At 59.1% G+C, this 13,239-nt stretch carries 12 protein-coding genes, 4 tRNA genes and 1 pseudogene; 9 read left to right on the plus strand and 8 right to left on the minus strand.

Annotation, left to right across the window (positions count from 1 at the left end):
• Positions 1–67: 67 nt before the first annotated feature.
• The 4 genes from BLL42_RS17845 to BLL42_RS17860 all read right to left on the minus strand — a co-directional run bounded on the left by BLL42_RS17845 (position 68) and on the right by BLL42_RS17860 (position 4,360).
• Positions 68–1,414, minus strand: a complete 1,347-nt coding sequence (locus BLL42_RS17845; protein ID WP_071553259.1) for a sigma-54-dependent transcriptional regulator — start codon at positions 1,412–1,414, stop codon at positions 68–70.
• Positions 1,411–3,000, minus strand: a complete 1,590-nt coding sequence (locus tag BLL42_RS17850; protein ID WP_071553260.1) for a sensor histidine kinase — start codon at positions 2,998–3,000, stop codon at positions 1,411–1,413. The genes BLL42_RS17845 and BLL42_RS17850 overlap by 4 nt, the downstream gene beginning before the upstream one ends.
• The gene (locus BLL42_RS17855; RefSeq protein WP_071553261.1) at positions 2,990–3,223 is read right to left on the minus strand and encodes a PP0621 family protein; all 234 of its coding nucleotides are present in this window, start codon (positions 3,221–3,223) and stop codon (positions 2,990–2,992) included. Before BLL42_RS17855 ends, BLL42_RS17850 begins: the two co-directional genes overlap by 11 nt.
• Positions 3,224–3,346: 123 nt before the next feature.
• On the minus strand, positions 3,347–4,360 hold the full coding sequence (locus BLL42_RS17860) for an outer membrane protein assembly factor BamD (RefSeq protein WP_071553262.1): 1,014 nt from the start codon (positions 4,358–4,360) through the stop codon (positions 3,347–3,349).
• Positions 4,361–4,511: 151 nt separating this feature from the next.
• Here BLL42_RS17860 and rluD point away from each other — a divergent pair, with 151 nt between their 5' ends.
• From rluD to BLL42_RS17895, 7 genes are all read left to right on the plus strand, one after another.
• A complete protein-coding gene (gene rluD / locus BLL42_RS17865) occupies positions 4,512–5,474 on the plus strand; it encodes a 23S rRNA pseudouridine(1911/1915/1917) synthase RluD (protein WP_071553263.1) in 963 nt (320 codons plus the stop codon).
• Positions 5,471–6,196: a peptidoglycan editing factor PgeF gene (gene pgeF, locus BLL42_RS17870; RefSeq protein WP_071553264.1), complete on the plus strand. Its 726-nt coding sequence runs from the start codon at positions 5,471–5,473 to the stop codon at positions 6,194–6,196. Before rluD ends, pgeF begins: the two co-directional genes overlap by 4 nt.
• 132 nt (positions 6,197–6,328) lie before the next feature.
• Complete coding sequence (clpB, locus tag BLL42_RS17875) at positions 6,329–8,893, plus strand: ATP-dependent chaperone ClpB (RefSeq protein WP_071553265.1); 2,565 nt, start codon at positions 6,329–6,331, stop codon at positions 8,891–8,893.
• Between the two features lie 295 nt (positions 8,894–9,188).
• Positions 9,189–9,264 (plus strand) — tRNA-Asn (locus BLL42_RS17880).
• Positions 9,265–9,273: 9 nt separating this feature from the next.
• Positions 9,274–9,350: transfer RNA gene (locus BLL42_RS17885), tRNA-Pro, on the plus strand.
• Between the two features lie 5 nt (positions 9,351–9,355).
• Positions 9,356–9,431, plus strand: a tRNA-Lys gene (locus tag BLL42_RS17890).
• Between the two features lie 98 nt (positions 9,432–9,529).
• Positions 9,530–9,606, plus strand: a tRNA-Pro gene (locus tag BLL42_RS17895).
• Positions 9,607–9,756: 150 nt separating this feature from the next.
• On the opposite strand, the gene BLL42_RS17900 is transcribed toward BLL42_RS17895, so the two are convergent.
• The 4 genes and pseudogenes from BLL42_RS17900 to BLL42_RS17915 all read right to left on the minus strand — a co-directional run bounded on the left by BLL42_RS17900 (position 9,757) and on the right by BLL42_RS17915 (position 12,142).
• Positions 9,757–11,055: an NAD(P)/FAD-dependent oxidoreductase gene (locus BLL42_RS17900; RefSeq protein WP_071553266.1), complete on the minus strand. Its 1,299-nt coding sequence runs from the start codon at positions 11,053–11,055 to the stop codon at positions 9,757–9,759.
• 60 nt (positions 11,056–11,115) lie between these two features.
• Positions 11,116–11,289, minus strand: a complete 174-nt coding sequence (locus BLL42_RS17905; protein WP_071553267.1) for a DUF3094 family protein — start codon at positions 11,287–11,289, stop codon at positions 11,116–11,118.
• A gap of 11 nt (positions 11,290–11,300) precedes the next feature.
• Positions 11,301–11,480 (minus strand): annotated as a pseudogene (locus tag BLL42_RS30510) (hypothetical protein); the annotation flags it as partial.
• Positions 11,481–11,515: 35 nt separating this feature from the next.
• A complete protein-coding gene (locus tag BLL42_RS17915; RefSeq protein WP_071553268.1) occupies positions 11,516–12,142 on the minus strand; it encodes a DUF1780 domain-containing protein in 627 nt (208 codons plus the stop codon).
• Positions 12,143–12,273: 131 nt separating this feature from the next.
• On the opposite strand from BLL42_RS17915, the gene BLL42_RS17920 reads away from it, so the two are divergent.
• Together BLL42_RS17920 and BLL42_RS17925 are read left to right on the plus strand one after the other, a co-directional pair.
• Positions 12,274–12,960: an energy-coupling factor ABC transporter permease gene (locus BLL42_RS17920; protein WP_071553269.1), complete on the plus strand. Its 687-nt coding sequence runs from the start codon at positions 12,274–12,276 to the stop codon at positions 12,958–12,960.
• A 63-nt stretch (positions 12,961–13,023) separates the two neighbouring features.
• Positions 13,024–13,239, plus strand: a complete 216-nt coding sequence (locus BLL42_RS17925; protein WP_071553270.1) for a hypothetical protein — start codon at positions 13,024–13,026, stop codon at positions 13,237–13,239.

A 13,239-nucleotide genomic window follows, 5' to 3' on the forward strand; every position in this document is an offset into this window, starting at 1 on the left:
GGCAGCTCCTACGCTGGACGCCTGGTAGGAGCTGCCGGAGGCTGCGATCTTTCAATCTTTTAAGGTCTCAATCCAAGCCTAACTTTTTCAGCCTGTAACGCATCGACCGAAACGACAGCTTCAACCGCTGGGCCGCCGCTGTGCGGTTCCAGCGGGTTTCTTCGAGGGCCTGAAGAATCAGTTTGCGTTCGACGTTCTCCAGATACTGCTCAAGATTGTCGATTTTCGTCAGGTCCGGCAATCCGGTTTCGACGCTGCAATTACCGTCAGTCAGGCGCAGGTCGCTGGCTTCGATCTGCTTGTTTTCGCAAAGGGTGTACGCGCGTTCGAGCATGTTCTCCAGCTCGCGGACGTTGCCCGGAAAACGGTAACGCTTGAGCGCATCGAGGGCTTGCGGATGCAGGTGGGCGGCCGGCAAGCCACTGACTGCCGCGAGACGCTTGAGCACATGACTGGCCAGCAGTTCGATGTCGTCACGGCGCTCGCGCAACGGCGGGACGCGCAGCTCGATCACATTCAACCGATAGTACAAGTCCTGCCGAAAGCGCCCGGCGGCCACTTCGGCGTCCAGATATCTGTGAGTGGCGCAGAGTATTCGCACGTCAATGATGGCTTCCTGTTGTCCGCCGATGCTGCGTACGGCCTTCTCCTGAATCGCGCGCAGCAATTTGACCTGCATCGCCAGCGGCAAGTCGGCCACTTCATCGAGAAACAGCGTCCCGCCGTTGGCCGCCTGGAACAGGCCGGGTTTATCTTCGATGGCACCGCTGAAACTGCCTTTGCGATGACCGAAAAATTCGCTTTCCATCAATTCGGACGGAATCGCCCCGCAGTTGACCGGCACAAACGGCTGGCTGCTGCGTGGACCTTGTTCATGAATCAGTCGGGCGACCAGTTCCTTGCCGCTGCCGGATTCGCCGCTGACGTACACCGGTGCCTGGCTGCGCGCCAGTTTGTCGATCTGTTTACGCAGGTTGCGCATGGGCGCTGAGTCGCCGAGCAACCGGCGGTCGATGGCATTGGCAGCGTCGCCCGCGCCTGACAAACGCAGGGCGCTGACCACCAGTTCTCGCAGTCGGGTAAGGTCCACCGGTTTGGTCAGGAAGTCGAAGGCCCCGGCCTTCAACGCGTTGATGGCGGTATCGAGGCTGCCATAAGCGGTGATCATCGCCACGGGCACATGTGGATGGGTCAGCTGAATGTGCTGCACCAGCTCCAGGCCGGTACCGTCGGGCAACCGCATGTCGGTCAGGCACAGGTCGAACCGCTCCTTGCCCAGCAACGTCCGGGCTTCGCCGACATTGCGCGCGCTCAGCGTGTCGAGCTTCATTCGGCCGAGGGTGATTTCCAGGAGTTCGCGAATATCCGGTTCGTCATCGACGATCAGGACTTTTTGCCGTGGGCTTGTCTTCAACTTTGTTTCCGTCCGTGAGCAAAGGTGATGCGAAAGCAGCCGCCGTCTGGGCGTGGTTTGAAGTCTAGGCGGGCCTGGTTGCTTTCGCACAGCTCACGGGACAGATAGAGACCCAGGCCAGTGCCCTGGCTACTGGTGGTAAAGAACGGTTCGAACAGATGTGCTTGCTGCTCCGCTGAAACACCGGGGCCGTTGTCCAGCACATCAAGGGTGGGAAGCTGGTTGTCGGGGTCGATAAACAGCGTGAGCCAGACCTCGGCCTGCTCGTGCGCAAGGGCGCTGTGGCGCCAGGCATTGCGCAGCAGGTTGTCGAGCACCTGGGTCAGTTGGTCAGGGTCCATCAATGTGGTGAAGGGGCCTGAGCCTGCGTTCAGATGAATCTGTTGGCGATCCGTTGCACCGTCGCGCACTGTGCACACGAACTGCTCCAGCCACGGTTTCAAGTCGAGCCGTTGCGGTACGCTTTGTTGGCGGCGTGAAAGCTGCAAGACATTTTCTATCACTCGGTTCATGCGTTGAGAGTGGTCTTGAATAATCTGCGTCAGACGCCGATCTGCGCCCATCAGCTCCTCAGACTCGTTCAGCAACTGCGCCGCATGGCTGATGGCACCCAATGGATTACGGATTTCATGGGCAATGCCTGCGGTCAGCCGGCCCAGTGCTGCAAGCTTGAGTTGCTGAGCTTGTTGCGCGACCTGGGCGAGGTCTTCGAGAAATACCAGGGTCTGACGTTGTTCGTTCAGGCCCAGCGCAATGAAACTCGGTTGCAGTTCCAGGCCAGTACTGGCGACTTTCAGGCTTTGTGGACGCAAGGTCGGGTTGTTGAGCCAGAGTTGCAGGCGCTCGACCAGGGCTGTCGAGTAATCGTCGATGAGCTGGCCGTCGAGGCGTGCATGGCCCAGCAGGCTCAATGCGCTGTGATTGACCAACTGAACCCGTCGCTCACTGTCGAGCACCAGAATGCCGGTGCGCATGCGTTGCAGGATCAGCGCATTGAGCGCTTCCAAGCTGACCACTTCGCTGGCGCGCTGCTCGGCCAGGCTCTCGCTGTCCTCCAGTTGTCGGGTCAGACCTTGCACCAGCAAGGCTGCGGCAAAGCACAGGGCGCCGAGGGTGCCGGCCTGCAAGTAGTGATTGGCCCCCGTCGGGTGGCTGCCGCTCAGGGAAAAAGTCAGGGAAATGATGCCGATGGCGGCGACTGCCGCGAGCAGCAGACCGATGCGCCGACGCAGCAGAGTATTGCCGATCGCCACTGACACAATCAGCAAATTGCCGATGGCGCTGGGGGCGCCACCTGCGGCATAGAACAGCACTGACAACAGCAGGATGTCGGCCAGCGCGAGGCTGAAGATCTGTACGGGTTGTCTGGGGTTCTGCAAAAACACCAGCAGCAGGATGTTCAGTATCAGGTACAACCAGCTGCCGGTGCGCAGCAGATCGCCGTTGGCGAATTCCAGCAACTGGTTGTCCAGGTTGCTGGAGACCAACAGCACCAGAATCAAGCCGATGCTTAAACGGTAGAGATGATAGAGGCGCAGCAGCCGCTGGGCCTGTTTGATGCCAGGGCTTGAGGCCTCAGCGATCACGTGAGCTCGGGCCTTGCTCAAGGTGAGCCTGGCTGCAATACCACTGTTGTTGAAGGCTCAGTGCGCGGTCGCGAGGCAGGTGTACACCGCAATGGGCGCAGCGAACCATGGGCGGCGCATCGAGTTCGCTGGACGTATGCGAGGTGTCGGCTGGGCGCTTGAACTTGCGCCAGAACCATACTGCTGCAGCAATCAGGGCAATCCAGAACAGTAAACGAAGCATGATGAGCCGCTTTGCAATGAATAATCCGGCAGTTTAGCCAAGGACCAGAGAAGCGCACAGCGCAATAAAACGCGGTCATAAAAAAGGGAGACTCGAAAGTCTCCCTTTTTGGCACCTCGGGGGTCAGTCGAACACACCGAAGGTCAGGCGGCTGAACCACGAACGGTCGCTGTGGTTGCCTTCGGCCTCGTGCTGCTCTTCAACCGCATCACCTTCTTTAGGCTTGAGCTCGGCAGGGATCGCGTCCTTGGCATCCTGGAATTGCTTCATCACGTCCTGGTTGGCGCGGGTCTCGCCCGGCGGCAGCGGTGGACGGGATTCGATCAGGCCCAGAGTGGCCTTGCTCAACCACGAACGGTTGTCGGCTTCGGCTACCCGTGGCACGAACTGGCCGTCGACCAGCGTCGGGTGGTTCGGGTAGTTCAGCTTCAGGGTTTCCAGGCTGCTGTTGGCCAGCTCGTCCAGGTGCAGGCGCTGGTACGACTCGACCATCACCGCCAGGCCGTCACCGACCGAAGGGGTTTCCTGGAAGTTTTCGACCACATAACGACCACGGTTGGCCGCTGCAACGTACGCCTGACGGGTCAGGTAGTAGTCGGCTACGTGAATTTCGTAGGACGCCAGCAGGTTACGCAGATAAATCATGCGCTGCTTGGCGTCTGGCGCGTAGCGGCTGTTCGGGTAACGGCTGGTGAGCTGGGCGAACTCGTTGTAGGAGTCACGTGCGGCGCCCGGGTCACGCTTGGTCATGTCCAGCGGCAGGAAGCGCGCCAGCAGGCCGACGTCCTGATCGAAGGAGGTCAGGCCCTTGAGGTAGTACGCGTAATCGACGTTCGGGTGCTGCGGGTGCAGACGGATAAAGCGCTCGGCCGCAGACTTGGCAGCCTCGGGCTCGGCGTTCTTGTAGTTCGCATAAATCAGTTCGAGTTGAGCCTGATCAGCGTAGCGACCGAACGGATAGCGCGACTCCAGAGCCTTCAGCTTGGCTGTGGCGCTGGTATAGCTGCTTTTGTCCAGATCGGTCTGAGCCTGCTGGTACAGCTCGACCTCGCTCAGGTTTTCGTCGACGACTTCCTTCGATGAGCAAGCAGCGGTCAATGCGAGGATGGCGATCAGCAGCAGGTGTTTCACTTGCATGGCGGCTTGCGTCCCTATGACGGCCGCTGTCTTGGGCGGGGCCGTCCTGTTATGATGAGTGCCCCGTTGAAAGCCTCGGGGCAAAAGACGCCGTATTTAACCACAAGCGCGCAGCCGAAACCAAAGGCTGTAGCCGACGCCTAGTCTGAGCATGTCCGATAAAATTGAACTTCGCGCAGAGGTGCCGTCCGAATTGGGCGGCCAACGCCTCGATCAAGTCGCCGCACAACTATTCGCTGAGCACTCGCGCTCGCGCCTTTCCGCCTGGATCAAAGACGGCCACCTGACTGTGGATGGAGCGGTTATCCGCCCGCGAGACATCGTCCACGGCGGCGCCATCCTTGAGCTGACTGCCGAGCAGGAAGCTCAAGGAGAATGGATTGCTCAGGACATCGCCCTGGACATTGTCTATGAAGATGACGACATCCTGGTGATCAACAAGCCTGCGGGCCTGGTGGTGCATCCTGCTGCCGGTCACGCCGACGGCACTTTGCTCAACGCCTTGCTGCACCACGTACCGGACATCATCAATGTGCCGCGCGCCGGTATCGTGCACCGTCTGGACAAGGACACTACCGGTCTGATGGTGGTGGCCAAGACCATTCAGGCGCAGACGCAGCTGGTCACACAGTTGCAGAGCCGCAGCGTCAGCCGGATCTACGAATGCATCGTGATTGGTGTGGTCACCGCCGGCGGCAAGATCAACGCGCCGATCGGTCGTCACGGCCAGCAACGTCAGCGCATGGCGGTGATGGAAGGTGGCAAGCAGGCGGTCAGTCATTACCGCGTGCTCGAGCGTTTCCGCTCCCACACCCATGTGCGGGTCAAACTGGAAACCGGTCGTACGCATCAGATTCGCGTGCACATGGCTCACATCAACTTCCCGTTGGTTGGAGATCCTGCCTACGGCGGTCGTTTCCGCATTCCACCGGCAGCCAGTGTGACCATGGTCGAGTCCCTGAAACATTTCCCGCGTCAGGCGCTGCATGCGCGTTTCCTGGAACTGGATCATCCGACCACCGGTAAGCGCATGAGCTGGGAATCGCCACTGCCGGACGACTTCGTCTGGTTGCTGTCGCTGCTCAAGCAAGACCGTGAGGCGTTCATCGGATGATTGACTGGCTGATTCCTGACTGGCCTCTGCCTGCCGGGGTGAAAGCCTGCGTCACCACCCGTGCGGGCGGCGTCAGTCTGGCGCCGTTCGACAGCCTCAACCTGGGCGATCATGTCGAGGACAGTCCTGCGGCTGTCGCCGAGAATCGCCGACGTCTGACCGAACACTTTTCTATTCGGCCAGCCTGGTTGCAACAGGTTCACGGCATTGCCGTGGCCCATGCCGACCCGACTACCGTGGCAACGGCGGATGCCAGCTGGACTGCCACGCCGGGCGTTGCCTGTGCGGCAATGACGGCTGACTGTTTACCGGCATTGTTCTGCGACCGGGCCGGCACGCGAGTCGCCGCCTCTCACGCCGGTTGGCGCGGTCTGGCGGCGGGTGTGCTTGAGGCAACCGTCGACAGCCTGGCCGTAGACCCTGCCGAGGTGCTCGTCTGGCTGGGTCCTGCCATTGGTCCAAAAGCTTTCGAAGTTGGCCCGGAGGTTCGTGAGGCCTTTGTCCAGCGACTCCCGGAAACCGTTCAAGCCTTTGTCCCGAGCCATAATGCCGGCAAGTTCATGGCCGATATCTACATGCTGGCGCGCCTGCACCTGGCGGCCTGCGGTGTTACTGCTGTTTATGGTGGTGGTTTTTGTACCGTGACCGATCCACGCTTCTTTTCTTACCGCCGCAGTCCTCGCACCGGTCGGTTTGCCTCCCTGATCTGGCTCGAACGCTAGACTCTCCTGATCTGCATCAACTGTATGACGCTTGAAACTCCCAGAATCGACCGCATCTAGTGGGGTATCTGGCAGGTTTTCTTCGTTAAGGTGTATTTATCGCTCCGGCCTGCCCATTTAGGAAGGTGACCAATGCGTATAGACCGTTTAACCAGCAAATTACAGTTAGCCTTGTCCGATGCCCAATCCCTGGCTGTCGGTCTCGATCATCCGGGCATTGAACCTGCGCATCTGATGCAAGCGCTGCTTGAGCAGCAGGGCGGCTCGATCAAGCCGTTGCTGATGCAAGTCGGTTTTGACATCAACAGCCTGCGCAAAGAGTTGAGCAAAGAGCTCGACCATCTGCCAAAAATCCAGAATCCCACTGGCGACGTGAACATGTCGCAGGACCTGGCGCGCCTGCTCAACCAGGCCGATCGTCTGGCTCAGCAGAAGGGTGACCAGTTCATCTCCAGCGAGCTGGTACTGCTCGCCGCCATGGACGAGAACAGCAAGCTCGGCAAATTGCTGCTCGGTCAGGGCGTCAGCAAGAAAGCCCTGGAAAACGCGATCAACAACCTGCGTGGCGGCGAAGCGGTGAATGACGCTAATCACGAAGAGTCGCGTCAGGCGTTGGACAAATACACCATTGACCTGACCAAGCGTGCTGAAGAAGGCAAGCTCGACCCGGTGATCGGCCGTGATGACGAAATTCGCCGGACCATCCAGGTTCTGCAGCGTCGTACCAAAAACAATCCGGTGCTGATCGGTGAGCCTGGCGTGGGTAAAACCGCCATCGCCGAAGGCCTGGCCCAACGCATCATCAATGGCGAAGTGCCCGATGGCCTGAAAGGCAAGCGCCTGCTGTCGTTGGACATGGGCGCGCTGATTGCCGGTGCCAAGTACCGTGGCGAGTTCGAAGAACGCCTGAAATCCCTGCTCAACGAGCTGTCGAAACAGGAAGGCCAGATCATCCTGTTCATCGACGAACTGCACACCATGGTCGGTGCCGGTAAAGGCGAAGGCTCAATGGATGCCGGTAACATGCTCAAACCGGCCCTGGCCCGTGGCGAGCTGCATTGTGTCGGCGCAACCACGCTCAACGAGTATCGCCAATATATCGAGAAGGACGCGGCCCTTGAGCGGCGCTTCCAGAAAGTCCTGGTGGACGAGCCGAGCGAAGAAGACACTATCGCGATCCTGCGTGGCCTGAAAGAGCGCTACGAGGTTCACCACAAGGTGGCAATTACCGACGGCGCGATCATTGCGGCGGCCAAGTTGAGTCATCGCTACATCACTGACCGTCAGTTGCCGGACAAGGCTATCGACCTGATCGACGAAGCGGCCAGCCGCATTCGCATGGAAATCGACTCCAAGCCGGAAGTACTGGATCGTCTGGAGCGGCGCTTGATTCAACTGAAGGTTGAATCTCAGGCGCTGAAGAAAGAAAGCGACGAAGCGGCGAAGAAGCGTCTTGAAAAGCTCCAGGAAGAAATCGTTCGTCACGAGCGTGAGTACTCGGACCTCGAAGAAATCTGGAATTCGGAAAAAGCCGAAGTGCAGGGCTCGGCACAAATCCAGCAGAAAATCGAACAGTCCCGTCAGGAACTGGAAGCCGCCCGCCGCAAAGGCGATCTTAACCGCATGGCCGAGTTGCAGTACGGGGTGATCCCGGACCTGGAACGCAGCCTGCAAATGGTCGACCAGCACGGCAAGAGCGAAAACCAGTTGCTGCGCAGCAAGGTGACTGAAGAAGAGATCGCCGAAGTCGTGTCGAAATGGACCGGTATTCCGGTGTCGAAAATGCTCGAAGGCGAGCGCGACAAACTGCTGAAGATGGAAAGCCTGTTGCACCAACGCGTGATCGGCCAGAACGAAGCCGTGGTGGCGGTGGCCAACGCCGTGCGACGTTCGCGTGCCGGGTTGTCCGACCCGAATCGCCCAAGCGGTTCGTTCATGTTCCTCGGCCCGACCGGTGTCGGTAAAACCGAGTTGTGCAAAGCCTTGGCCGAGTTCCTCTTTGATACCGAAGAGGCAATGGTGCGCATCGATATGTCCGAGTTCATGGAGAAACATTCCGTGGCGCGGTTGATCGGGGCACCACCGGGCTACGTAGGCTACGAGGAGGGCGGTTACCTGACCGAGGCGGTGCGTCGCAAGCCGTATTCGGTGATCCTCCTGGACGAGGTCGAGAAGGCCCACCCGGACGTGTTCAACGTGTTGCTGCAAGTGCTGGAAGATGGTCGTCTGACCGACAGTCACGGACGTACCGTGGATTTCCGTAATACGGTGATCGTCATGACCTCCAACCTGGGCTCGGTGCAGATCCAGGAACTGGTCGGTGATCGTGAAGCGCAACGTGCGGCGGTGATGGATGCGGTGTCGACGCACTTCCGTCCGGAGTTCATCAACCGGATCGACGAAGTGGTGATCTTCGAACCGTTGGCGCGTGATCAGATTGCCGGCATTACCGAGATCCAGTTGGGTCGCCTGCGCAGCCGCCTGGTCGAGCGCGAGCTGAAACTGAATCTGAGCAGCGAGGCACTGGATAAGTTGATTGCGGTAGGTTACGACCCGGTTTATGGCGCGCGGCCGCTCAAACGAGCGATCCAGCGCTGGATCGAAAACCCGTTGGCGCAGCTGATTCTGTCCGGCAGTTTCCTGCCAGGTGCCACCGTGACGGCCACCGTTGCGAACGACGAAATCGTTTTCAACTGACCGTTCGCTGCACGGCAATAGAGGAGGCCCCGCATTGCGGGGTCTTTTTTTCTTAGGGTGTTGAACTGTAAGGAAAAGGCTTGTAAAGTGCGCCCCGCAGTAAGTCGCCCCAAGGGTTTCTACTCCCCAAGTCGAAATCTGAAATAAGTTGCAAATCATTGTCTTGAAAGCAATTTAGGGGGTTGACAGAGGTGTTTAAGATTGTAGAATAGCGCGCCTCAGACACACGAACGCAGCGATGCGAACGGGTCGAAGAGGTGAAGCAAGCTTCACAGTTGTAATTGAAATATGTAGTTCCGTGATAGCTCAGTCGGTAGAGCAAATGACTGTTAATCATTGGGTCCCAGGTTCGAGTCCTGGTCACGGAGCCAATTTCAAACCGGGGTATAGCGCAGTCCGGTAGCGCGCCTGCTTTGGGAGCAGGATGTCAGGAGTTCGAATCCCCTTACCCCGACCATTTTTGGGTCGTTAGCTCAGTTGGTAGAGCAGTTGGCTTTTAACCAATTGGTCGTAGGTTCGAATCCCACACGACCCACCATTTTTGAAACCAGTTAGCGCTGGAATCGAATCTTAAGATCAGAGGCCAAAAGCGCTGATCGAAGAAGGCGCTCTTTTAGAAGGGTGCCTTTTTTTTACCGGGGTATAGCGCAGTCCGGTAGCGCGCCTGCTTTGGGAGCAGGATGTCAGGAGTTCGAATCCCCTTACCCCGACCATATTAAAAATCCTCGTATCGAAAGATACGGGGATTTTTTTTGCGTTGAATAAAGTACCGTCTCGGTTGTGGCGCAAAAAAAGATCGCAGCCTATCGGCAGCTCCACCACCAACGGTTCATCGAGCTGCCGCAGGCTGCGATCTTTTAGGGTTAATGCAGCTTCAGACGCGGTTCAGTCCCACGGCCAATCCTGCTGCCCAACATCAGCATCGCCGTGCGGAACGGGCCGTACAGCGCGACCTGGTGCATGCGGTACAGCGACACGTAAAACATCCGCGCCAGCCAACCTTCGAGCATCACGCTGCCGGTCAGGTTGCCCATCAAGTTACCCACAGCCGAAAAACGCGACAGCGAAATCAAGGACCCGTAGTCGGTGTACTTGTAGGTAGGCAATGGCTTGCCTTCGATGCGCAGTTTCAGCGATTTGGCCAGCAACGAGGCTTGTTGATGCGCTGCCTGCGCGCGTGGCGGCACGTTGCGGTCAGTGCCTGGTTGCGGGCAGGCCGCGCAGTCACCGAAGGCAAAGATGTTTTCATCGCGGGTGGTTTGCAGGGTCGGCAGCACTTGAAGCTGGTTGATCCGGTTGGTTTCCAGGCCATCGATGTCCTTGAGGAAACCGGGTGCGCGAATCCCGGCAGCCCAGACTTTCAGGCTGGCCTTGATCTCCTGGCCGCTGGCAGTGATCAGTGCATCGGCGGTGACTTCGCTGACCGCCGCGTTGGTCAGCACCTTGACCCCGAGTTTTTCCAGGGTTTTATGCACAGGGCCGCCGATCCGTTCCGGCAGGGCGGGCAGTACCCGTGGGCCGGCTTCGATCAGGGTGATGTGCATGTTTTCCGGCAGAATGCGATCCAGGCCGTACGCCGCCAGTTCGTGGGCCGCGTTGTGCAGTTCCGCCGCCAGTTCGACGCCAGTGGCACCCGCGCCGACGATGGCCACGCTGATCTGTTGAACCGCATCGGATTGCCCGGCGTGGGCACGTAGATAGTGGTTGAGCAATTGTTGGTGGAAGCGTTCGGCCTGTTTGCGGGTGTCGAGGAACAGGCAGTGCTGCGCCGCGCCTTGAGTGCCGAAATCGTTGGTGGTGCTGCCGACTGAAATCACCAGCGAGTCGTAAGCCACTTCGCGTGCTGGCACCAGTTCCAGGCCGTTCTCGTCGTAGGTGGCGGCCAGCTGGATTTTCTTCTGTGCGCGATCGAGCCCGCTCATGCGCCCCAGCTGGAACTCGAAGTGGTTCCATTTGGCCTGGGCGACATAGTTGAGTTCGTCTTCGGAAGAGTTCAAGGAACCTGCCGCCACTTCATGCAACAGCGGTTTCCAGATGTGCGTCAGGTTCGCGTCGACCAGCATCACACGGGCCGTGCCACGCTTGCCCAGAGTCTTACCCAGACGGGTAGCCAACTCCAGACCGCCGGCGCCGCCGCCAACGATGACAATACGATGAGTCATGGGGATATCTCGCAAGGCTAAAAGAAATCGGTGCAGTTACCCGAGCGAGCGCGAGGCAGCTCATAGCGTCAGGTATCTCACAAGTCGGCTCAACAGGCCCAAGCCAATGATCACTGCCAGTAACACCACGAGGAGCATCCACGGCCGGAAAGGCCGGCGCTCGACTCGGTGCTGGGACAGTTGCAGGTACTCTTCGACACGCTGCTGGTCGTCGGGTTTCAGGCGGCTGGTCATATAAGGCCTCGTCAGGTAGACGTTGCAAAATGTGTTGAAGCTACAACGCGGCGCCCAGTGACGAGCTGGCCCGCGTTGAACGGAGCATAGCCGCTAGCGGGCAGGGGCTCGACGCACAGCGTACCGTCCAGGCGAATGATTGCACTTTGTATCACTCGGGCGGTGATTGCGCCATGTCCGCGCACGACCTTGCGCTGGTACTGCGGCAGTCATTCCGGCAACGCACTCACAGGCTGATCCCGACGTCGAAGAGGATGCTGCGTCCCAGATTGCCGCGTAGAAAGTCCGGCGCTTCGGGGTGGGCGAACAGCACCCGGGCGAAGGTCGGGCCCACCAGCGACAGCGAGCGCCAACCCTGGCGCAGGTATTCGGTGGGCGGCGGGAAATGGCTGTTGAGGTCGAGCACTTCGCGCTTGAGGCTGGCAAAGGCGATGATGTCCAGTTCGCCCAGGTCCATGCCGCGTTCTTTGTAGTTGTGGGCTTTTTTGCGCAAGGTCGGTGCCAGTCTCAGCAAGAATTCGTTGGCTGGAATGCGCCTGGGCTTGGCTTCGCGGCGCACCAGTTGGCTCAGGGAGAAGGCACTGCGCCGGCGTTGCAGTTCGTCGCGCCACTCGTCGTTCAACCGTCGACCTTCGTCGAGCACGAAGAACACTTCGAAGTTCGCCTCGCGAAACAATACGTCCGGCGGCTCACCGGCAGGGCTGAATTCGTCGACGCGGTAGGGAATATTCAAGCCTTGCAGCAGGCGTTGGCAAACCCAACGCTCACGCTCCCATTTGCGGGCATTGGAAAGGAACGCGTTGGCTTGCTCGGCCGCGATGGTCAGCAGGCGCAAATAATCTGAGTCATCCATGGCTCAAGCTTAGCGTCCAAATGCGACAAGCTGAAGCTTTGCATCGAGTGGCATGACTTGGGGACGGTGTAAACTGCTGCATAGGGGTCTGTTGCCAAGGAGTCAGCGGTGGAGTCGAAGGATTTACCCTCATGATCAGTGCTGCATTACTGTCACCCGAAACCCTCACGGTCGGTTGGTTGATCTACGTGCCGGTGCTGATCTGGGCCGTAGCACGAGCGCCGTGGGTCGAGCTGTTTACCGACAGACGACGTCAACATTTGCTGTTTGGCACCGTGTTCGCGCTGTTCGTCCTCTGGTTGGTGCGACGGGACTTCGACACCGGCGTGTCGTATCACTTTATTGGCATGACAGCGGTAACCTTGTTACTCGATTGGCCGCTGGCGATTGTCGGCGGATTGGTGGCGCAGGTGGGACTGGTGCTGCTCGGACGTCAGGATCTGGCCGCAATGGGGGTCAATGGCGCGTTGCTGATGCTGTTGCCGGTGCTGGTCACCGAAGGCTGCGCGATCCTGGTGGAGCGGGCGCAACCGCGTAATCCTTTTGTGTATATCTTTTGCTCAGGTTTTTTGGCCGCCGCGCTCTCGGCGTTACTCTGCCTGCTGGTGGGGCTTGGTCTGTTGTGGTTCGACGAGCGTTTTGCGATGCCGGAATGGCTGGAGGATTTTGTCGGTTACCTGTGGCTGATCCTCTTCCCCGAGGCGTTTATCAACGGCATGGTGATCAGTGCCCTGGTGGTGTTCTGTCCCGAGTGGCTGGAGACCTTTAACCGCACGCGTTATTTGTCGGCGCCGTGGAAGGACGACGACAAGCCTTGATCCATATCAAATGCTCAAATGGCCTGCGATCCCATGCTCTGGAAAATCCTCAGGAGCAGTGGCATGAGCGTTTATGAGTGGGCAAGGCAGGAGTTGCGCGACAGCCTGGAGTCGGCGCATGAAGCAGGGTTTGAACAGGGGTTGAGCCTGCGTGCCTTGCTCAGTGCGGTGGTGCAGCAGAGCAAGGCGGTGCGCAGTGTCGAGGACCTGGCCGATGAGTTGCAGTTTCTGGCCGAGAATCTCGATGACGGCCAGGACTACGGGTTCATGCGGCCCTGA

Source organism: Pseudomonas frederiksbergensis, from assembly GCF_001874645.1.
Classification (GTDB): Bacteria; Pseudomonadota; Gammaproteobacteria; order Pseudomonadales; family Pseudomonadaceae; genus Aquipseudomonas; species Aquipseudomonas frederiksbergensis_B.